Genomic DNA, 20,121 nt, shown 5'->3' with positions numbered 1-20,121 from the left:
GCGGGGTCCCGGCCGCGTACCGGCCATGGTCTCCGCTCCCTCGGTTTCGGTGCCGCTCCCGCCAAAGGCCGCGCCCTCAGTCTGTGAGGGTCGACAACGGGATGCGGGCGAAGGTCAGTTGCTCGTACGGGGAGGAGGTGCCGGTCTCGTAGAGGAGGCCGACCTCCGTCGGGGAGAGCTGGACCAGGTCGCTGTAGCCGGCCGGGGCGGTGGAGAGGGTCAGCGCCGTACGCCAGGTGTGGCCGCCGTCGTTGCTGGCGCGTACGGCCATGGACGCGCGGGTCGTCGGGGCGCTCGGGCCGGAGAAGAGCAGCGGGCCGGCGGAGGGTTGCAGGACGCTGCCCTCGACGGCCGGGCCGGCCAGCTGCGGCTGCGACGCGTACGGGTGCAGCAGGTGCGCGCCGCCGTCCGTGCTACGGGCGTCCGCTCGGGTGCCGGGGGCGCTGCCGCCCTGGTCGCGGGCGTTGAAGTAGAGGGTGCCGTCGGGGAGTTGGGCGGCAGTGGACTCGTTGGCGTTGACCACGCCGTCCGGGGTGTCGTCGGTGAAGCCGATCCGCCAGGTGTGGCCGGCGTCGTCGCTGAGCAGGCAGTGGCCGCCGTAGTACTTCGCCTCGCTACCGGTGTCGGAGGAGCCGGCCGACGGCGGTACGGAGTGGTTGGCGGGGACGACGAGCCGGCCGCGGAACGGTCCGGAGGTGAGGGCGACCGCGTGGCCGGGGCCGGTGGCGTACCAGCGCCAGTCCGGCTGCTTGGCCTGGGCGGTGATCTCCTGCGGGGCGCTGAACACCCGGCCGTCGTGCGTGCCCCGTTGCACCCACACCCGGCGGCCGTCGGCGGGCGGCACCTGCCCGGACGTGATCGAGCTCTCGGTGGCGTCGGCGGCGTTGGTGCAGGTCAACAGAATGATGTCGCCGCTGTGGGGGTCCACGACGGGGCACGGGTTGCCCTGGGTGTTGGTGCCGTCCCCGGCCACGACGGCGAGCGGGCCCCAGCTCCGCCCGCCGTCCGTGGAGCGCTTGGCCGCCACCACGATCGCGCCGGTGTCCGAACCGCTCGCCCGCGCCTCCGCGAACGCCACCAGCGTGCCGGCGCCGGTGCGGACGACGGCCGGGATGCGGTAGGTCGCGTAACCGTCCTCGCCGGCGGTGAACGGCACCGACTGCTCGAACGCGGCGGGCGTTGACGAATCGGTGGCGGTGGCGGTGGCGGTGCCCGTGGCCGGGGCGGTGGTCTCCGACCCTTCGGCGGTGGCGGTGCCGGAACCGTCGGCGGACGCGGTGCCCGCCCAGGCGGGCCGTCCGGCCAACAGGGCCCCGCCCGCCGCGAGCGGGAGGGCGAGGAGCCGGCGTCGGTCGAAGGACATGGGTGCCTCCTGAAGTCGTCTGCGAGGTGGGGGAGACGCGACTGCGGGGAGACGCGACTGCGGGGAGATGCGACTGCGGGGAGATGCGACTGGACGGAGATACGTCTGGGGGGAGACGCGACTGCGGGGAGTGCTGACACTACGGAGTCCTGAGACTACGGGGTGCCGAGTCCCTACCCGGGGATCAACCGACCGGGGGGGAAAGGTGCGTGCCGACCGGTCCCAGTCCCGCTGCCCGGGTCAGCTCCGCCACCCGCCGGGCCTCGTCCGCCGTGATCGGCAGCAGCGGCGGCAGCGTGGCCGGGCGGGCGATCACGCCGCGTGCGACCAGCGCCGCCTTGAACGCGCCCAGCGCGCCCGACATCCGGCCCACCCTGCCGCGGTCGGCGACGTCGATGATCGCGAACAGCTCGACCAGTCGCCGCTGTTCGGCCCGCGCGGCCGCGAGGTCGCCGGTCCGTGCGGCCTCGTACAGGCGGACGTAGCCGTGCGGGTCGACGTTGCCGAGGCCCGGTACGACGCCGTCGGCGCCGCGGGCCAGCGCCAGGTCGGCGAGCGTCTCCGAGCCGGTCAGGCAGGCGACGCCGCTGCCGGCGGCGCCGTCCATCACCTTCTGGAAGGACTCCAGGTCGCCCGAGGAGTCCTTGACGGCCGCGATCGCCTTCTCCTGCGCCAGCTCGCCCAGCAGCGCCGGCGGCAGCTTGACGTGCGTGTTGGACGGGATGTCGTAGGCCACCAGGGGCAGGTCGACGGCCGCGTGCAGGGCGAGGAAGTGGGCACGCAGCTCGCCCTCGCCGGCCCCGACGTAGAAGGGGGCGGTGGCGACCACCGCGTCCGCGCCCAACCGGTGGGCCCGACGGGCGTGTTCGATGACCCGCAGGGTGCCGGTGTCGATCACGCCGGCCAGCACCGGGACCTGCCCGGCGACGGTGGCGGTGACCGTGCGCAGGGCGGTGTCCCGCTGCGCGTCGGTCAGTTGGGCGACCTCCCCGGTGGAGCCGCCGACGAACAGGCCGTGCACGCCCGCGTCGAGCTGGAAGGCGGTGAGGCGCTCCAGCGAGGCGGTGTCCACCTCCCCGTCCTCGGTCAGCGGGGTGCACAGGGGAGGAACGACTCCGTGGAACATCAGACCTTCTCAATGGTGGGGTTGGAGGCCGGGGACGGCCGGTCGCCGTACCGCGCGTCCGCGTAGCGCTGCACGCGGGCGGGCACGTCGAAGACGATCAGCAGGACGAGGAGGGCGGTGACGCCGAGGGAGAGCACGGTGATGGCCGTGCCGAGGCTGAGCGGCTTGGCGAGCCGGGCGCCCAGGACGGGGGCGGCGGCCCCGCCGAGCGCGCCGACGTTGTAGCTGAAGCCGAGGGCGGCGGCGCGCATCTCGATCGGGTAGTGGTCGCTGACGTACTTGGGCAGCACGCCCGAGGCGCCCGAGCTGGTGCCGACCAGCAGGAAGAGCAGCACCCACAGGGCCACGGTGTGGCCCTCGCCGAGCGCGAAGACCGGGTAGACGAAGACCAGCGACGCGACCAGCATCGTCACGTACGCGGCCCGGGTGCTGAACCGGTCGCCGAGGTAGCCGACGAGCACGCTGCCGACGGCGTAGCCGAAGCCGGCGTACAGCAGGGCGTCGGAGACCTGCGCCGGGTCGTAGTGCAGGTCGGTCTTGAGGTAGGTGGGCAGCAGCGACTGGAGCGGCCAGGAGTAGAGGAACGCGCAGAAGACGGTGACCATCAGCGCTACCACCACCGGCCACAGCCGCCCGGCGAACCGGACGGTCAGCGCCACGAAGCACGCGGTGATGACGGCGACCAGGGCCAGTGTGGCGGGCATCGGCTCCCCGCGCAGCACCACCACCAGCGCCACCGCCGCCACCAGGCTGACGGGCACGCTCCACCACCGGGTGCGGGCGTCGAACAGCCGCCGCGTGGCGCTGAACCGGGTCCGGCCGGCCTGGGACGCCTGCTGCCATTCGGCTGCCTCGGGGAGCCGTCGGCGCAGGTAGATCGCGAGCACCACGGGCAGGATGCCGATCCAGAACAGCACCCGCCAGCTGCTGTGCGGCACCACCCACGCGTACGCCTTCGCGGCGAGCACGCTGCCGAGCGGGTAGCCGGAGAGCAGCATGCCGCTCGCGGTGTTCCGTATCCGCCGCGGCCAGCTCTCGATGATGTACGTGGTGCTGGCGCTGTACTCGCCGGCCATGCCGAGGCCGACCACCATCCGGAAGGCGAACAGCGACCAGTAGCCCCAGGCGAAGCCGCACAGCACCGAGCCGACCGCGTACAGCGCGATGCTCAGCACCATCGCCGGGCGGCGTCCGATCCGGTCGCCGATGGCGCCGATGGCCAGGCCGCCGAACCAGCGCGACACGAACGCCGCCGAGACCAGGGTCGCGGCGCGGATCGTGGAAAGGTGGAAGTCGTGGCTGATATCGGTCAGGACCAGGGTGATCAGGACGAAGTCGAAGCCGTCCATGCCGTAGCCCAGCCAGGCGGCGGTGAACGCCTTCCAGTCCTGGGCGGCCAGGGTGGCGCGCCAGCGCAGCGGCGGAGCGGGGGAGTTGGTCATGGGCTCGCATCCTCGGGAGCTCGGGGGGACGGTCCGGCGGGCGGGAGATCGAAAGGTAGGACGTAGGATGTCCGACGTCCTACTGGACGGGTAACGTAGGCGCCATGCCAGCCCAGCGCAAGCCCCCCGCCGCACCGCGCGTGCCGGAACGGGTGCGGCGCCCCTCGGTGCAGGACCTGATCGTGGACCTGATCGTCGACATGGACCTCGACCCGGGCGACCCGCTGCCGGCCGAACCGGAGCTGATGCGCACCCTCGGGGTGAGCCGCAACTCGGTCCGCGAGGCGCTCAAGGGGCTCCAGGCGCTGGGCATCGTGGACGTCCGGCACGGTTACGGCACGTACGTCGGCACCGCCGCGCTGCCCTCGCTCGCCCCCGGCCTGCTCTTCCACTCCCGGCTGGCCGTGCGGCGCGACAACCCCCGGGCGCTGCTGGACATCGTGGAGGTGCGGGCGCTGCTGGAGAGCGGGCTGATCCGACGCTCCGCCGTGGAGCTGGCGCCGGAGCACCTGGAGCGGCTGCGGGCCGAGCTCGACGGGCTGGCCGCCGACGGCGACGCCGGGCGGTCCGGCCACGACCGGCGCTTCCACGAGCTGCTCTACGAACCGCTCGGCAACGCCCTCGCCCTGCAGCTGATCGCCCTCTTCTGGGACGTCTACCGCCAGTTGGAGGCGGACGTCGCCAAGCCGCGCACCGACCACGACCACGTGGTGGGCCAACACCGCCAGGTGCTCCAGGCGTTGGAGGACCGCGACCCGGACGCGGCGGCGGCCAGCATCGCCGGGCACTTCGCCGACGTGACCGCGCGCATCGAGCTGTGGGCGGGCGGGCGCGGGTCCGCGTAGCTCCTACGGCCGCGTAGCTCCTACGGCCGCGTAGCTCCTACGGCCAGGGGCCGGGGACGACCGATCCGGACCGACCCCTCGCGGGAGGAACGTTCCGCCAGGCGAGGAGGGGTCCGAAGCGCCCAGGAGCGGTCGATCGTGGCCGAATCGCGTGGTACGTTCTGTCACCAGCGAACTCAATAGAGTGACCCCGGCAGCGCAGCAACGCTCCGGGGTCAGGCACAAGGAGCAACAACTCCCGATGCAGATCCATCGTAGCCGCCATACGAGCGGTTTCACCGTCCTGCCCAACGTCGTGTTGCAGGACCGACGTATGTCCTACATCGCGCGCGGCCTGCTGGCCGACCTCCTCTCCCGGCCCGACGACTGGCGCGAGGACGGCCGCCACATGGCCGACAGCAGCATCGAGGGCCGCCAGTTGGTGGGCAAGGCTCTGCGCGAGCTGATCTCCTTCGGCTACTACCGCGTCGAGCGGGTACGCCGCCCGGACGGCACCTTCGTCAGCGAATCCCACGTGTACGACGTCCCGTACGGCGTTCCGTACGGCGTTCCGTACGGCGCTCCGCAGATGGCGCCGAGTGCCGCGTTCCCGGGCACCGGTCCACTGGCCGACGGCAGCCGTGGCGCCCACCCCGTAAAGGACCGGAGGGAAAGAACCTCCCTCCCCACGCAACGGACGGCACCCGAGGCCCGAACGGGCGGGCGGAGCGAGGCATGGAGGGAGACCCCACCCGTCGCGCCCACCCCCGCCGGGCCGCCGGACGCCGCCGCGGGCGAGGCGGCGGCACTGCTGCACCGCCTGACGGCACCGGAACCGCGCCTGCGCCTCGGCGCGGCCGAGGCCGCCGCACTCGCACCCCTGGTCACCCGCTGGCTGGAACGCGGCCACGGCCCCCGCGACCTCTCCCACGCCCTCCTCAACGGCCTGCCGGAACGCGTCCACAGCGCCTCGGCCCTCCTCCGCGACCGCCTCACCCGCAAACTCCCCCCACCCGACGAACCCGCCACCGCCCTCTCGGCCCCACCGCACCCACCTCCCCCGCTGCCTTCGCCGCACCGCGCCGGCACGAGTGCGCCACCTGCGCACGCCCCACCCCCGCCCCGGGCATCTGCCGCACCTGTGCCGGCCTGGACGCCGCCCCACCCGACACCCTCGGTGAACGCACCCGCACCGCCGCCCGCGGCCGGGCCCTCGTCCGCGCCACCCTCCACGGCACCCTTCGCGGCACCCTTCGCGGCACACCGCCGCCCGCCGCAAGAGCCTGACACCCGGCCGGTACGAGCGCGGCGCCATCGAGCAGCGCATCACCGAACTGACCGCGGCGCGCGACAAGCTCGACGGCGGCATCGAGCACGTCCTGCGCGTCGGGATCCACGAAGAACCGGCACGGCAGGCCGCCGAATGACGAGCACGGCCTCGCTCGGCCCGGACGCACTGGTCTGAGCTCGGCACCGGGTTGAGCTCTACCCCGGTCGGGGCCCTACCCCGGTCCGGGTTCGGCCCCGGTCTGGGCTCGACGCCGACGCGCCGCCGGCGGTCTCCGGCCGTCGAGGTGGTTGCCTCGCCCCGTTCGAAGCCTTGCGGGCGCTGGCCTAGGAAACCCGTGCGTCGTGGCCCTCGCGATGGGCGAGGACCTGTTCCATGTGGGTCTGGGCCCAGTGCCTGAGCCCGCGTGTGAGGTGGTGGAGTGAGAGGCCGAGGTCGGTCAGCTCGTAGGTGACGGTGACAGGGACCGTGGGTGTCACGGTGCGGATGAGCAGGCCGTCGCGTTCGAGAGCCCGTAGGGTCTGGGTCAGCATCTTCTGGCTGACGCCGGCCAGCAGCCGGGCCAGTTCGGAGTAGCGCATCGCCTTGGGGGCGTGCGACGCACCGGGCTGGTCGGGGGTGTCACCGCCCAGTGCGCACAGGATCAGGACGACCCACTTGTCCGATATCCGGTCGAGGAGCTGACGGCTGGGGCACACTGCCAGGAACGCGTTGAACTCCGCTTTTGCCTGCGTCTTCTTGTCGGCCTTCGTCGCCACTGACCTCGTCACTCACCTTCTGGTGGTTACGCACTTCAGAGTGCCTACTTCCCGAAAGGAAGTTCCTCTCCAATGCTGAGGCAAAGGGGCTGGAGACGCCACCCTTGCACGAAGTGAAAGGCACCACGATGGACACGCCCTCCACCACACCTCTTCCCGGCGGGACTTGGACGCTGGGTGACACCTCCGTCACCCGGTTCGGGTACGGCGCCATGCAGCTCGCCGGGCCGTGGGTCATGGGGCCGCCCGCCGACCACGACGGCGCCCTGGCGGTGCTGCGTGAGGCGGTCGGCCTCGGGATCACCCACATCGACACCAGCGACGCCTACGGTCCGCGCGTCACGAACGAGCTCATCCGCGAAGCGCTGCACCCCTACCCGGAGCCGCTGTTCATCGCCACCAAGGTGGGTGCGACCCGTGACGCGCAGGGCGGCTGGCCCACGGCCCGGCGCCCCGAGGACCTGCGCAAGCAGGTCCACGAGAACCTCGAATCCCTCGGCGTCGAGACCCTCGACCTGGTCAACATGCGCATGGGCGACGCCCAGGGCTCCCAGCCCGGCTCGATCGCCGAAGCGTTCGGGACGCTCGTCGAGCTTCAGCGCGAGGGCCTGATCCGCCACCTCGGCGTCAGCAACGTCACCGTCGAGCAGGTCGCCGAGGCACGTGGCATCGCCCCGATCGTGTGCGTGCAGAACATGTACAACCTCGCCTTCCGCCACGACGACGACCTGGTGGACCACCTGGCCGCCGAGGGCATCGCCTACGTGCCGTTCTTCCCGCTGGGAGGTTTCACGCCGCTCCAGTCCGAGGCCCTCTCGCAGGTCGCGAACCGGCTGGGGGCGACGCCGATGTCGGTCGCGCTGGCCTGGCTGATGCAGCGCTCGCCGAACATCCTGCTCATCCCCGGTACGTCGTCCACCGCCCACCTGCGCGAGAACGTCACAGGTGCTGGTCTCGCCCTCTCGGACGCGGATGTCGCCGAACTGGACAGCATCGGCGGCTGACCACCGCGACGGGCCACCGGGTTCGTCGGCCGGGGCCTCTTCTCCGGGCCCCGGCCGCGACGTGCGGGCGATCGCGTCGATCGCGCGCGACATGCGCGCGACATGCGGGCGATCGCGTCGATCACCTTGCGCGCGTCGATCACCTCGCCGCGTCGACCACCTCGCGATGGTCCCGCCAGCGGCCGCCCTGCCTCGGCGTCCGGTTCGGGGGCACCGGCTCGATCCTGCGCCGCGCGGTGATGACGACGTTCGCGCCTTCCCGGGCGAACAGGTGCGCGGCGGACTCGCCGACCCCGGACGCGCTGCCGCGACAGCCCCGGACCGCCGGCGGCCCGGCGCCGGCGGTCCGGTACTACCGCGAACCGTCGCGGCGGAGGGCGTCCCGCATCGCGCTGAGCGTCGTGGCCACCGCCGCGTCCCACTCCCGCGGCCGGTCTGCGGAGTGCAGCGCGTCCTCGACCTCGTCGAGCTTCGCGGGCGGCAGCGCTCCCGCCCGCTCCGCGAGGTCCTCCCGGTCCAGAGTGGTCAGCCACGTGCAGGGGGTGAAGCCCGGGCGCGGGGACGCGAACCGCAGGACCCCCTCGAAGGGCAGGCCCGCCTCGGCGCCCAGGGCCACTTCGACGTCCAGGTCCCGTCCGCCGAGGCCGAGGCCGAGGCCGAAGCCGACGGGCCCGGCGGGGTCGGCGGGGTCGGTCACCCACATCGCGCGGAACCCGGAGGGGCCGTCGTCCCGCAGGAGGACGACCGGCCGCCGTTCGTCGAGTTCGACCCACCAGACTTCGCCCGGTTCCACATCTCCTCCTTGCACTCATGGCACTCTCCGCGGCGAGCCGGCGGCTCGACGGGTGCGACGTCAGCGGCCCTGCGCGGGCGGTCTCGGCGGCTTCGCGTGGACGGCCTCAGCAGTACGGCGGCTGGTTGGTCAGGGAGGACGCCACCCGCATCCACACGCCGAACTGCCGGTAGAGGCCGGGCAGGGCGCCCCGGGCCTGGACGGTGCGGGGGTCCGTCGCGGTGACGCCGGGGATGCCCAGCAGGGTCGAGGCCACCGAGGCCGACTGCCACCGGACGCTGAGCACGGACGGTGCCGCGGCTGCCTGCGGGGCGGCTGCCCGCGGAGCGGCTCCCCGTGGTCCGGCGAGGCCGGCGGCGACCGCCCTCCTGATCTCCGCGCGCGCCTCTCCGGCCGGGCGCAGCTCGGCCGCGAACCGGTCCCGCGCGTACTTGACGGGCGCGGTCGCGACGGAGGCGTCCCAGTCCGCCATCTCCGCGCAGGCGCGGTCGTCCCCGGTGAGGGCCACCACCGGCACACCGATGGCCGCCGCGGTGGCGTGGGCCAGGCCGATCTCGCCCACCGGCCGGCCGTCCAGCCACATGTCCTCGATCTCGTGGCCCATGAAGCTGTGGCTCAGCACCCCGAGTTCGCCGGCCCTGGAGTGGTACCCGACGCAGACCATGGCGGCGTGTTCCGGGGTCAGCCCCGCGAGCATGCCCATCTGCTTGGGCCTGCCGCGCACCAGGCGGACCTCCGGGTGCAGGGCCTCCGGGAGGAGGTTGCGCATGGGGCCGTGGGCGTCGTTGACGGTGACCTCGGTGGCGCCGGCCGCGAAGGCCGCCTCGACGGCGGCGTTGACGTCCTCCGCCATCATCAGCCGGCCGCGCTCGTAGTCGCGGCCGCCGGGCTGGACGTCGTCGGCGTCGACGAGCCCCGTCACACCCTCCATGTCCGCACTGATGTAGATCCGCACCGCGCCCACTCCTCAACCTTGATCACCAGGAAGACGTCTCCCATCTGCTCCCGGTTCCCGTGCCGGCCTGTCGACGTCTGCCTTCCGCCCTGGTCAGCACCCCTCGGCCGACGGCCCGGACGCCCTCCCCGCGCCTGCCCGGCCTCGGCCCGCGCAACCCGCCGCCGGTCCGACCGGCCGTCGCCCGGAGATCACGAGCGGGTAAATCCGTACGCCTGAACGAGCGTTCGCCCCGGCATAGCTGGTACAAAACAAGGTCGGCTACCGCGCGCGGGTGACACGTCCGCACCGTGGTGACGCCGCCACGGAGGGGGCTTCCGTACCCGGTCCGGTCCGCGAGGTCCGCGAGGTCCGCGAGGTCCGCGAGGTCCGCGAGGTCCACGAGATCCGCGAGTCGGCGACCGGCGGCGACCGGCGGTGACGGTCCGCGAGGTCCGCGACCGGCGGTGACGGGTGGTGACGGACGGGGGCGGGCAGCGACGGGGAAAACCGTGCGGCCGGTGCCCGCACCGAGCCCGGCTTTCCCGTCCGGGGCACCAGCGCGCCCGCGCGGCCGGCCGCAGCGCACATGAAGGAGTACGGCATATGGGGTTGGGGACAGGTACGGGCACGGACGGCCGGGCGGCCGACCGCGCCAGACACGGCAGTTGGCGCCGGGGGGTGCCCGGACCGGTGGTGGCCGTGGCCGCCCTGGCGGTGGTGGCGGCGGGCGCGCCCGCCGCCGTGGCGGACGGCGGGAGCGCCGCGGCCGCCCCGCTGCGGGTCGGCGCCACGCCGCACCTGCCGCACGGCGCGGTGCGGACCGCGGCGCCGGCCGGGGACACCCCGATCGAGTTGGGCGTCCAACTGGCCCCGCGCGACCCGGCCGCACTGCGGACGTTCATCGCGGACGTGTCCACGCCCGGCTCGCCGCTGTACCATCACTACCTCAAAACGGGGCAGTTCGGCCCGGAGTTCGGCCCGACCACCGCGACCGTGGCCCGCGTCCGGGCGGCGCTGAAGCACCAGGGCCTCACCGCCGGCACGCTCTCCGCCGACGGCCTGACGCTGCCGGTGCGGACCACCGTCGCCGCCGCGTCCAAGGCCCTGCACACCGGATTCACCGGCTACCGCGCCTCCGACGGCCGGCACGGCATCCTCAACACGGCCGCGCCCGCGCTGGCCGCCGACGCCGCGCCCGCCGTCACCGGCGTCACCGGCCTGGACACGCTCGCGAACCTCACGCCGCACCTGTCCGCGCAGATCCGGAAGGCCGCCCCGCTGCCCCACGCCGCCGGGAGCACCACCGCCGGGAGCACCGCTGCCGGGAGCACCACCGCCGGGAGCACCGCTGCCGGGAGCACCACGGCCGCCGGGAGCACCGCTGCCGGGGTCAGCGGAGCCGGGGGCAGCGGAGCCCGTGCCACGGCGCCGCACGTCACCGGGCAGACGCCCGGCCTGTGCGCCGACGCGACGTCCGAGCTCACCGAGAACGGGCACACCGACACCCAGGACTACTGGAGCCCCCGGTCGCTGGCCGACGCCTACGGCATGGCCGACCAGCCGGACGTCGGCACCGGCGTCTCCGTCGGCCTCTTCGAGCTGGAGAACTTCGGCGCCCAGGACATCGCCGCCTATCAGGCGTGCCTGGGCACCGACGTCTCCGTCAGTACCGTGAAGGTGGACGGCGGGCCGAAGTACGCGGCCGACCAACCGGACCCGAACAACCCGTTCACGGACGTCGGCATCGAGTCGGCCCTGGACATCGAGGACCTGATCGGCCTGGTCCCGCAGGCGTCCCTGACCGTCTACGAGGGCCCCGACGCCGACAACGCCACCCAGCAGCAGGTGCTGGACGTCTACCAGAAGATGGTGACGGACAACAAGGTCAAGGTGATCTCCACCAGTTGGGGAGCCTGCACGGACGAGGCGGGCAGCGCCTTCCTCGACGCCGAGAACAAGATCTTCGCCGAGGCCGCCGCCCAGGGCCAGACGGTCACCGCCGCCTCGGGCGACGAGGGTTCCGGCGACTGCTTCTTCAACGCCTCCACGGACGACCCCAAGGGCACCCAGGTGTCGGTGGACGACCCGGCCGGGCAGCCCTACGTGCTGGGCGTCGGCGGCACCTCCATGAAGGGGTCCGGCGCCGACCAGACGGTGTGGAACAACAGGAACGACCCGGAGCTGGTCCCCGGCGCCACCGGCGGCGGCGTCTCCTCGCACTTCAGCCTCGACTCCGCCACCGGCTACCAGGCCGGACAGCGGGGCCCCGGCTACGTCGACGCCTGCTCCGCGCCCGCCGGGCACACCTGCCGGCAGGTGCCGGACGTCGCCGCGCTGGCGGACCCGGCGACCGGCTACCTCGTCGTCTGGGGTGAGGGGACGAAGGATGCCGACTGGTACATCATCGGCGGTACCAGCGGCGCCTCCCCGACGTGGGCGGCCATCGCCGCGCAGGCCGACCTCGACCTCGGCTGCGCGGCCGACGGACCGGTCGGCTTCGTCAACCCCGCCCTCTACAAGCTGCCGGCGGCCGACTTCCACGACATCACCGACGGCGACAACGTCATCCCCGAGTACGGCATCCAGCCGGCCGGCCGCTACACCGCCGCCGCCGGCTACGACCTCACCACCGGCCTCGGCACCCCGCAGAACGCGCGGGCCACCGTCGCCGGCCTGTGCGCGGCCGTTCCCGCCCCCGCGAGCGGCACCTTCACCCCGGTCACCCCGACCCGGGTGCTCGACACCCGCGCGAAGACCGGCGTCAGCACCACCACCCCGGTCGCGGCCAACGGCAAGCTGGTCCTGAAGGTGACGGGCAGCGCGGGCGGCGCGGTGCCCTCCAGCGGCGTCACCGCCGTGGTGCTCAACCTCACCGCCACCGGTGAGTCCGCCGGCGGGTACCTGATCGCCTACCCCGACGGCACCGCACGGCCCACCGGCTCCAACCTCAACTGGACCGCCGGGCACAGCGTGCCGAACCTGGTGATCGTGCCGGTCGGCGCGAACGGCAAGGTCGACCTGGTCAACTCCAGCTCCGGCACGACGCACTTCGTGGCCGACGTCTTCGGCTACTTCTCCGCCGGCACGGCCGGCGCCACCTACTACCCCACCGGCCCGACCCGGGTGCTCGACACCCGCGCGAGGATCGGCGTCGGCACCACCACCCCGGTCAAGGGCGGCGGCACGCTGGCGCTCAAGGTCGCCGGCGCCGGCGGGGTACCGGCCACCGGAGCCACCGCCGTGGTGCTCAACGTCACCGCCGCCGCCGAGTCCACCGGCGGGTACCTGACCGCCTACCCGGGCGGCACCACCCGGCCCAAGACGTCCAACCTCAACTGGGTCGCGAACAAGGCGGTACCCAACATGGTGGTCGTGCCGATCGGCAAGAACGGCACCGTGGACCTCTACAACGCCGGCACCGGCTCCGCGCACCTCGTCGCCGACGTCTTCGGCTACTACCGGGCCGGCGGCGGCGGGGCGGTCTTCCACCCGGCGGGCCCGGTACGGCTGCTCGACACCCGTTACGGCACCGGCGTCCCGTCGGCGGCCCAGCTCGTCTCCACCGGCACGCTCTCGCTGAGCCTGGCGGACGGCGGCCGGCTGGCGACGGCCAAGGCGGTGGTCCTCAACGTCACCGCGACCCGCGAGTCCACCGGCGGATACATGACCGTCTACCCCGACGGCACCGCCCGGCCCACCTCGTCCAACCTCAACTGGTCCGCGAACCAGACGATCGCGAACCTGGTGACCGTCCCGGTCGTCGACGGCAAGGTCGACTTCCGGATCAACCAGGGCTCCACGGACGTGATCGCCGACCTGTTCGGCTACTACACCTGAGCCGCCCGGGGCCCCGCCCCGGCACCGGCCCTGCCCCGGCACCGCCCCGGCTCGACGCCGTACGACCGCGCGCCTCCCGCCCAGAGCCCCGCCCGGGGCCCGGGCGGGAGGCGCGCCGCGTTCGCGGGGCTCCGGGCCTGGTTCCGGCCGTCCCGGCTCTGGCTCCAGCACCGCCGGTCTGGTGGACTCGGGCCATGGACACCACCACGGCCGGCGGACCGTCGGCCACCTACGACCGGATCGGCGTCGGCTACCACGGCGTCCGCCGCCCCGACCCCCGGCTGCACGCCCTGATCGGCCGGGCGCTGGCCGGCGCCCGCACGGTTGTCAACGTCGGCGCCGGGACGGGCTCCTACGAGCCGGAGGACGCCGAGGTGACGGCCGTCGACCCTTCGCGGGTGATGCTCGACCAGCACCCGGGGAGGCTGAAGGTGCGGGCCACCGCCGGGGAACTGCCCTTCTCGGACGGCGCGTTCGACGCGGCTATGGCCGTGATGACGGTCCATCACTGGCCCGACCCGCGCGCCGGGTTGGCGGAGCTGCGCCGAGTGGCCCGGCGGCAGGCCGTGTTCACCTGGGACCCGGCGCACCGGCCGCGGCTGTGGCTGGAGGAGTACCTGCCGGAGATCAGCGCCATGGACGAGGCCCGCTTCGCACCGCTGGAGCAGGTCGTGGACGGGCTCGGCGCGCACACCGTGCTGCCCTTCCCGATCCCGCACGACCTCACCGACGGCTTCCAGACCGCCTTCTGGCGGCGCCCCGAGCACTTCCTCGACCCCGCCGTACGGCAGGCCAACTCCACCTTCGCGCAGCTGCCGCCCTCCGTCGTCGAGCCGGCCGTAGAGCGGCTGCGCGCCGACCTCGCCTCCGGGGCCTGGCACCGCCGCCACGCCGACCTGCTGGAGCGGGAGAGCGTCGACTACGGCTACCGGCTGGTCGTCGCCGGCGAGTGACCCCGTACGGTCACCCGGCGGGCACGCGCCGCGGTCGGCGTGTTCGCGGCGGTCGCCCGCCGGGCGCGACGCGGGCAGCCGTACGAGACTGGAAGCGATGCGCGCCGGCGCTGGTCCGCCGTTCCCCGTCCGACGGGAGGCCCCCCGTGAACGCACCGACCCGCGCGTGGCCCGCGCTGGAGTACCAGGCCATCGCCCCCACGGCCGCCTACCTGAACCGGCTGGTGCAGGTCGCCGGCAAGTACACGCTGGACGAGCCGTTCGAGGTCGGCTGGGGCAACATCGTCCTCGGCGTCACCCCGCGCGGCCTCAGGACGCCGGTGCTGCGGCAGCCCGGGGCGACCTTCACCGTCCACTACCGCCTGCTCGACGGCGACGTGCTCATCGAGGCGGACACCGGCACCCGGACGCTGCCGCTCGCCACGGGCACCGCGTCCGCGTTCTACGACTCCTTCTGCGCGGCGGCGGCGGAGCTCGGCATCCGCGGGCCCGGCAGCCCGGCGCTGTGCGAGATCCCGGACGCCCCGGAGAAGATCCACGACGACCGCGCCGAACGCGTCTGGGACCCCGCGAGCGCCCGGCTGATGTGGACCGCGCTGGACCTCGCGGCCGGCGCCCTGGAGGAGTGGCAGGCACCCTTCCTCGGCCACAACCCGCCGGTGGGACTGATGTGGGGCGGCTTCGACCTCTCCGCCACCCGCCACCTGCCGCGCCCGGCCCCGCCGCCCTCGCAGGGCCCCGTCTTCCTGCGCAACGCCCAGCGCCGGCACTACCTGGCCGTCGGGTTCTCCTTCGGCAGCGACCAGGCGCCGGTGCCGGGGATGTACGCCTACATCTGGCCGCAGCCGGACGGCCTCGGCGACCGGTCCTGGGGCGTGCCCGGCGCGGCCTGGAACCCGGACGCCGGGCTCGTCCTGCTGCCCTGGTCCGAGCTGCGGAAGGCGCCCGACCCGCACGCGGCCGTCGTCGCCTTCGGCGACGCGGTCCAGGACGCCGCCGTGGCCCTCGCCGACTGGCCCGCGGACCTCGTCGGCCCGCGCTGCGACGGCTGGCGCATGAGCAGGACCCCGCCGGAGGCCGCCTGAGCGCACCCGCCCCGGCCCCCGCGGGGACCCCGGACCGCCGACCCCCGACAGGCCCCGTACGGCCGGTCGGGGGACGGTCGCGTCCCGGCTTCCCGTGCCCGACCCCTGAACCCGCCCCGACGGCAACCAGGACGGGACCCCGCAGCGCCACACTGGGAGAGCTGGAACAACAGCCCGCACCGCGCACGAGCCGGCACAGCAGCGAGGAGGTCCGCGATGGCGGACGAGACGGTCGGCGTCGTCGGCGCCGGCATCGTCGGGCTGGCCGCGGCGCGGGAGATCGCGCTGCGCCGTCCCGGTACCCGCGTGGTGGTGCTGGAGAAGGAGGCGGACGTCGCCGTCCACCAGACCGGCCACAACTCCGGTGTGGTGCACGCCGGGATCTACTACCCGCCGGGCAGCCTCAAAGCCCGGCTCTGCACCCGGGGCATGGCGCTGCTCCGCGAGTTCTGCCAGGAGCGCGGGCTGCCGTACGAGGAGTGCGGCAAGCTCGTCGTGGCCGTGCGGGACGAGGAGCTGCCGCGGCTGGCGGCGCTGCACGCCAACGCGGTGCGCAACGGGGTGCCGGGCGTGCGGCGGGTCGACCGGGCGGGGATCGCCGGGATCGAGCCGTACGCGGCGGGCCTCGCGGCCGTGCACTCCCCGCGCACCGCGATCACCGACTACACCGCCGTCGCCCGCGCCTTCGCCCGCGACGTCGAGGCGTCCGGCGGCGAGGTGCGGCTGGGCTTCCCCGTCACCCGCGTCACCCGGACCGGCGGCGGGCGGGTCGAGGTGGCGTCCGGCGCGGGCGACGTCCTCACCGTCGACCGGCTGGTGCTCTGCGCGGGCCTGCACAGCGACCGCGTCGCCCGGCTCGCCACCGACGCCACCACCGACGCCGCCACGGACGACGCCGACGCTGCTGACGCTGACGAACTGCGGATCGTCCCCTTCCGCGGCGAGTACATGACGGTGGTGCCGGCCAAGGCGCACCTGGTGCGCGGCCTGGTCTACCCGGTGCCCGACCCCCGCTACCCGTTCCTCGGCGTGCACTTCACCCGCCGCGTCGACGGCTCGGTGGAGGTCGGCCCCAACGCCGTCCTGGCGCTGGCCCGCGAGGGCTACCGGCGCACCGACGTGGACCCGCGCGAGCTGCTGCGGATCGCCGCGTTCCCCGGCACGCGGCGGCTGGCCCGGCGGCACTGGCGCACCGGGCTGAAGGAGGTGCGCGGCTCGCTGTCGGTGCGCGCGTACATGCGGGACGCGGCGGCCTACGTGCCCGGCATCGGCCCGGCGGACGTGGTGCGCGGCGGCGCCGGGGTGCGCGCGCAGGCGCTCGGCGCGGACGGCTCGCTGGTGGACGACTTCGTCATCCACCGGTCCGGCGCCGTCACCGCCGTACGCAACGCGCCCTCCCCGGCCGCCACCTCGTCCATGGCCATCGCCGAGCACATCGCGGACACGGTCCTCGGGACGGACGGCGGCCGGGCCCCCGGCTCGGACTGACCGGCCCGGTCGGCCGTGCACGAGCGGTCGGCCGTGCACGAGCGGTCGGCCGTGCACGAGCGGTCGGCCGTGCACGAGCGGCCGGCCGCCCGCCGGTGACGGTCCCGGTTCGCCGCCCCGGCCCTCCCGCCCGGGTGAGGCGGGCGGCGGCGCCCGGGGCCCGGGGCGGGCCCTGGCAGGATGGGGAGCGGCGCCGCACCGTGCGCCTGCACCTGCCACGAAGCGAGGTCCGCGCATGAAAGTCCTGATCACCGGCGGCGCCGGCTTCATCGGCAGCACGGTGGCCTCGGCCTGCCTCGACGAGGGCATCACGCCCGTCATCCTCGACAACCTCTCCACCGGGCGGCGCGAGTTCACCGAAGGGCGGGCGTTCTACGAGGGCGACATCGCCGACGGCGACCTCCTCGACCGCGTCTTCGCCGACCACCCGGACATCGGGGCGGTGATCCACTGCGCCGCGCTGATCGTCGTCCCCGAGTCGGTGGCCGAACCGCTGCGCTACTACCGCGAGAACGTGGCGAAGACCGTCGACCTGCTGGAGCACCTGCTGCGCAACGGCTGCGAGCAGGTGCTGTTCAGCTCCTCGGCCGCGATCTACGCGCCCGAGCCCGGCGACGTCGTCGTGGACGAGACGTCGGAGGTGGCGCCGTCCAGCCCGTACGCGCGGACCAAGGCGATGATGGAGCAGATCCTCCAGGACACCGCCGCCGCCTCGCCGCTGCGGGTGATCTCGCTGCGCTACTTCAACCCGATCGGCGCCGACCCCGCGCTCCGCACCGGCCTGCAGAATCCGGCCCCCTCGCACGCGCTGGGCAAGCTGACCGAGGCGTACGCGGCCAAGGAGCCGTTCGTGGTCACCGGCGTCGACTGGCCCACCCGCGACGGCAGCGGCATCCGCGACTACATCCACGTCTGGGACCTGGCGCAGGCGCACGTCGCCGCGCTGCGGCGCTTCCCGGCGATCCTCCCGGCCGGCGGCGGCGCCGGGTACCAGGTGGTGAACATCGGCACCGGCACCGGCACCACCGTCCGCGAGCTGGTGCGGGCGTTCGAGGAGGTCGTCGGGGAGCGGCTGGACGTGGTGGAGGCCGCCCCGCGCCCCGGCGACGTCAACGGCTCCTACACGGCGAACGCGACCGCCGCGCGGCTGCTGGGCTGGAAGGCGGCCAGGAGCGTCGAGGACGGCATCCGCGACTCGCTCGCGTGGCGCGTGGAGTGGGCGCGCCGGCTGGCCGCGCGGGACGCCGACGGCGCCTGAGGCCGCTGGCCGCGCGGACCCGCCTCCTCGCTGCTCCGGACCCGGCCGCGATCCCCGCCGACGGTCGGCTGCCGCGCCGGTGTCCGTGAGCCCCCGCCCCCGGCCGGCTGCCGGTGAGCCCCGCCCCCGGCCGGCCGTCGCGCCGGTGCCCGCGACCCCACCGACGGGTTCGGGTCGCGGTCCCCTCGGCGCGCTCCCCGTGACGCGGCGGCGCTTCGTGGTTTCGTTCCCGGGTGGACGTCCGACCGCGGCGCCGGCCCGGGCCGCGCGCGGCCCCGGGCGGAGGGCACCGCGGGCGGTCCGGGCCGGGCGCGGGCGGAGGCGAGGAGTCGTGATGGCGCAGGACGGAGTGCCGGACGACCCGGCCGCGGCCCTTTCGGCGGCCGGCGCCGACGCGGCCGCCGCGCAGGAGCGCAAGCTGCGCCGAGGGCTCGGGTACTGGGCCCTGACCGCGATCGGCTTCTCCAACATCCTCGGCTCGGGCTGGCTCTTCGCCGCGATGTACGCGGCGCAGACGGCCGGCCCGGCGTCGCTGCTGTCCTGGGTGGCGGCCGGCCTGCTCAGCGCGCTGGTGGCGCTGGTCATGGTGGAGCTGGGCGCGAACCGGCCGGAGGGCGGCGGCACGGTCCGCTGGCCGCTGTACGCCAGCGGGCGGCTGGTGGGCACGATGGTGGGCTGGTCGGTGCTGCTGTCGGTGGGCGGGACCGCCGCCGAGATCACCGCGATCATGCAGTACGCCGCGCACTACCTGCCGGGCGTGTACAACGGCAGCACCCTCACCGCCGCCGGGCTGGGCCTGGCGCTCGCGCTGAGCGTGCTGCTCACGGCGCTCAACTGGTTCGGGGTGCGGCTCTTCTCCCGGGTCAACAACGCGGTGTCGGTCTTCAAGGTGGTCATGCCCGTCCTCACGGTGGCCGCCCTGCTGGCCTCCGGCGCGCACGGCACCGGCCGCCTCACCGACCACGGCGGGTTCGCGCCGTACGGCTGGGCGGCCTGCCTGAGCGCGCTGTCCGCCGGCGGCATCGTCTACTCCGTCAACGGCTTCCAGGCCCCGCTCGACTTCTCCGGCGAGGCCCGCGACCCGCGGCGCACCATCCCGTCCTCCGTGCTCAGCGGCATCGCCGTGTCCGTGCTGCTCTACCTCGGCCTGCAACTGGCCTTCCTGCTCGCCGTCCCCGAACGGCTGCTCGGCCACGGCTGGGCGGGCGTCGACTTCGACTCGCCGTTCGGCCAGCTCGCGCTGCTGCTCAACCTGCACTGGCTGGCCGGCCTGCTCTACGCCGACGCGGTCGTCTCGCCCGGCGGCTCCGCCTACGTCGGGGTGGCGATCGACGCCCGGCACACCTACGCCATCGCCAAGAACGGGCTGCTGCCGCGCTCGGTGATGCGGGTGGACGGCCGGTTCGGCATCCCGCACCGCGCGCTGGCGCTGAACCTCGCCGTCATCGTGGTGTTCCTGCTGCCGTTCGGCGGCTGGCAGTCCATCGTCGCCGTCATGGGCGACATGTACCTGCTGATCTACGCCTCGTCGACGGTGGCCGCTGCGGTCTTCCGCTCGGCCTCCGCGGACCGGCTGGCCGGCTGGGTGCCGGGGCTGCGCTGGGTCGCGCCGGTGGCCTTCGTCGTCTCCGGCGAGTTCGTCTACTGGTCGGGCTGGCACGACCTGCGGCTGGCGCTGCCGCTCGTCCTGGTCGGGCTGCCGCTCTTCCTGGCGCTGCGCCGGGACCGCGCGGCGGCGCCGCTGAGCGCCGAACTGCGCGACGGCGCCTGGCTCGTCGTCTACCTCGCCGGGCTGACCCTGCTGTCCTGGCTCGGCGGCTTCAAGGGCTCCGGCCGCCTGCCCCAGCCCTGGGACTCGGTCACCGTCGCCGTCTTCTCCCTCGCCGTCTTCGCCTGGGCCGTCACCTCCGGCGTCCGCCAGCTCTCGCGGACCCCGGCGGTGTGAGCGCCGCCCCGGCCCCGGGA

At 74.4% G+C, this 20,121-nt stretch carries 15 protein-coding genes; 9 read left to right on the top strand and 6 right to left on the bottom strand.

Annotated elements, in window-relative coordinates; all coding sequences use genetic code 11:
• Nucleotides 1–76 precede the first annotated feature (76 nt).
• From BS72_RS14840 to BS72_RS14830, 3 genes are all read right to left on the bottom strand, one after another.
• A complete protein-coding gene (locus tag BS72_RS14840; protein ID WP_051951126.1) occupies nt 77–1,363 on the bottom strand; it encodes a sialidase family protein in 1,287 nt (428 codons plus the stop codon).
• Between the two features lie 184 nt (nt 1,364–1,547).
• Nucleotides 1,548–2,489, bottom strand: coding sequence for a dihydrodipicolinate synthase family protein (locus BS72_RS14835; protein ID WP_037911004.1), 942 nt, complete (start codon nt 2,487–2,489; stop codon nt 1,548–1,550).
• Nucleotides 2,489–3,931 (bottom strand): sialate:H+ symport family MFS transporter, encoded by a 1,443-nt coding sequence (locus tag BS72_RS14830; RefSeq protein ID WP_037911003.1) that lies wholly within the window; start codon nt 3,929–3,931, stop codon nt 2,489–2,491. The genes BS72_RS14835 and BS72_RS14830 overlap by 1 nt, the downstream gene beginning before the upstream one ends.
• Before the next feature lie 104 nt (nt 3,932–4,035).
• On the opposite strand from BS72_RS14830, the gene BS72_RS14825 reads away from it, so the two are divergent.
• On the top strand, nt 4,036–4,776 hold the full coding sequence (locus BS72_RS14825; RefSeq protein WP_063836075.1) for a FadR/GntR family transcriptional regulator: 741 nt from the start codon (nt 4,036–4,038) through the stop codon (nt 4,774–4,776).
• A 1,593-nt stretch (nt 4,777–6,369) separates the two neighbouring features.
• Here BS72_RS14825 and BS72_RS14820 read toward each other — a convergent pair.
• Nucleotides 6,370–6,801 carry a winged helix-turn-helix transcriptional regulator gene (locus BS72_RS14820; RefSeq protein ID WP_037910999.1) on the bottom strand — a complete coding sequence of 144 codons (432 nt, stop codon included), beginning with the start codon at nt 6,799–6,801 and terminating at the stop codon, nt 6,370–6,372.
• A 128-nt stretch (nt 6,802–6,929) separates the two neighbouring features.
• On the opposite strand from BS72_RS14820, the gene BS72_RS14815 reads away from it, so the two are divergent.
• Nucleotides 6,930–7,805 carry an aldo/keto reductase family oxidoreductase gene (locus BS72_RS14815; protein WP_037910997.1) on the top strand — a complete coding sequence of 292 codons (876 nt, stop codon included), beginning with the start codon at nt 6,930–6,932 and terminating at the stop codon, nt 7,803–7,805.
• Between the two features lie 352 nt (nt 7,806–8,157).
• On the opposite strand, the gene BS72_RS14810 is transcribed toward BS72_RS14815, so the two are convergent.
• Together BS72_RS14810 and BS72_RS14805 are read right to left on the bottom strand one after the other, a co-directional pair.
• The gene (locus tag BS72_RS14810) at nt 8,158–8,598 is read right to left on the bottom strand and encodes a hypothetical protein (protein ID WP_037910995.1); all 441 of its coding nucleotides are present in this window, start codon (nt 8,596–8,598) and stop codon (nt 8,158–8,160) included.
• Nucleotides 8,599–8,704: 106 nt separating this feature from the next.
• On the bottom strand, nt 8,705–9,553 hold the full coding sequence (locus tag BS72_RS14805) for a M55 family metallopeptidase (RefSeq protein ID WP_037915919.1): 849 nt from the start codon (nt 9,551–9,553) through the stop codon (nt 8,705–8,707).
• A 274-nt stretch (nt 9,554–9,827) separates the two neighbouring features.
• On the opposite strand from BS72_RS14805, the gene BS72_RS36515 reads away from it, so the two are divergent.
• The 7 genes from BS72_RS36515 to BS72_RS14770 all read left to right on the top strand — a co-directional run bounded on the left by BS72_RS36515 (nt 9,828) and on the right by BS72_RS14770 (nt 20,101).
• Nucleotides 9,828–9,974 (top strand): hypothetical protein, encoded by a 147-nt coding sequence (locus BS72_RS36515; RefSeq protein WP_157856237.1) that lies wholly within the window; start codon nt 9,828–9,830, stop codon nt 9,972–9,974.
• Between the two features lie 164 nt (nt 9,975–10,138).
• Nucleotides 10,139–13,372: a S53 family peptidase gene (locus BS72_RS39225; protein WP_157856236.1), complete on the top strand. Its 3,234-nt coding sequence runs from the start codon at nt 10,139–10,141 to the stop codon at nt 13,370–13,372.
• 194 nt (nt 13,373–13,566) lie between these two features.
• On the top strand, nt 13,567–14,325 hold the full coding sequence (locus BS72_RS14790; protein WP_037910994.1) for a class I SAM-dependent methyltransferase: 759 nt from the start codon (nt 13,567–13,569) through the stop codon (nt 14,323–14,325).
• Nucleotides 14,326–14,471: 146 nt separating this feature from the next.
• Complete coding sequence (locus BS72_RS14785) at nt 14,472–15,410, top strand: DUF5996 family protein (RefSeq protein ID WP_037910993.1); 939 nt, start codon at nt 14,472–14,474, stop codon at nt 15,408–15,410.
• Nucleotides 15,411–15,626: 216 nt separating this feature from the next.
• Complete coding sequence (gene lhgO, locus BS72_RS14780; RefSeq protein ID WP_037910991.1) at nt 15,627–16,898, top strand: L-2-hydroxyglutarate oxidase; 1,272 nt, start codon at nt 15,627–15,629, stop codon at nt 16,896–16,898.
• Between the two features lie 235 nt (nt 16,899–17,133).
• Complete coding sequence (galE, locus tag BS72_RS14775) at nt 17,134–18,156, top strand: UDP-glucose 4-epimerase GalE (protein WP_037910987.1); 1,023 nt, start codon at nt 17,134–17,136, stop codon at nt 18,154–18,156.
• 334 nt (nt 18,157–18,490) lie between these two features.
• On the top strand, nt 18,491–20,101 hold the full coding sequence (locus tag BS72_RS14770; protein WP_051951124.1) for an APC family permease: 1,611 nt from the start codon (nt 18,491–18,493) through the stop codon (nt 20,099–20,101).
• Nucleotides 20,102–20,121 lie beyond the last annotated feature (20 nt).

The sequence above is a fragment of the Actinacidiphila yeochonensis CN732 genome, assembly GCF_000745345.1.
GTDB lineage: Bacteria > Actinomycetota > Actinomycetes > Streptomycetales > Streptomycetaceae > Actinacidiphila > Actinacidiphila yeochonensis.
The sequence above is the reverse complement of the archived record's forward strand: the minus strand, read 5'-3'. Positions and strand labels throughout refer to the sequence as shown.

Coding starts and splice junctions, on each gene's coding strand:
- BS72_RS14840 (WP_051951126.1), bottom strand. CDS start 1,363: ATGTCCTTCGACCGACGCCGGCTCCTCGCCCTCCCGCTCGCGGCGGGC.
- BS72_RS14835 (WP_037911004.1), bottom strand. CDS start 2,489: ATGTTCCACGGAGTCGTTCCTCCCCTGTGCACCCCGCTGACCGAGGAC.
- BS72_RS14830 (WP_037911003.1), bottom strand. CDS start 3,931: ATGACCAACTCCCCCGCTCCGCCGCTGCGCTGGCGCGCCACCCTGGCC.
- BS72_RS14825 (WP_063836075.1), top strand. CDS start 4,036: ATGCCAGCCCAGCGCAAGCCCCCCGCCGCACCGCGCGTGCCGGAACGG.
- BS72_RS14815 (WP_037910997.1), top strand. CDS start 6,930: ATGGACACGCCCTCCACCACACCTCTTCCCGGCGGGACTTGGACGCTG.
- BS72_RS39225 (WP_157856236.1), top strand. CDS start 10,139: ATGGGGTTGGGGACAGGTACGGGCACGGACGGCCGGGCGGCCGACCGC.
- BS72_RS14790 (WP_037910994.1), top strand. CDS start 13,567: ATGGACACCACCACGGCCGGCGGACCGTCGGCCACCTACGACCGGATC.
- lhgO (WP_037910991.1), top strand. CDS start 15,627: ATGGCGGACGAGACGGTCGGCGTCGTCGGCGCCGGCATCGTCGGGCTG.
- galE (WP_037910987.1), top strand. CDS start 17,134: ATGAAAGTCCTGATCACCGGCGGCGCCGGCTTCATCGGCAGCACGGTG.
- BS72_RS14770 (WP_051951124.1), top strand. CDS start 18,491: ATGGCGCAGGACGGAGTGCCGGACGACCCGGCCGCGGCCCTTTCGGCG.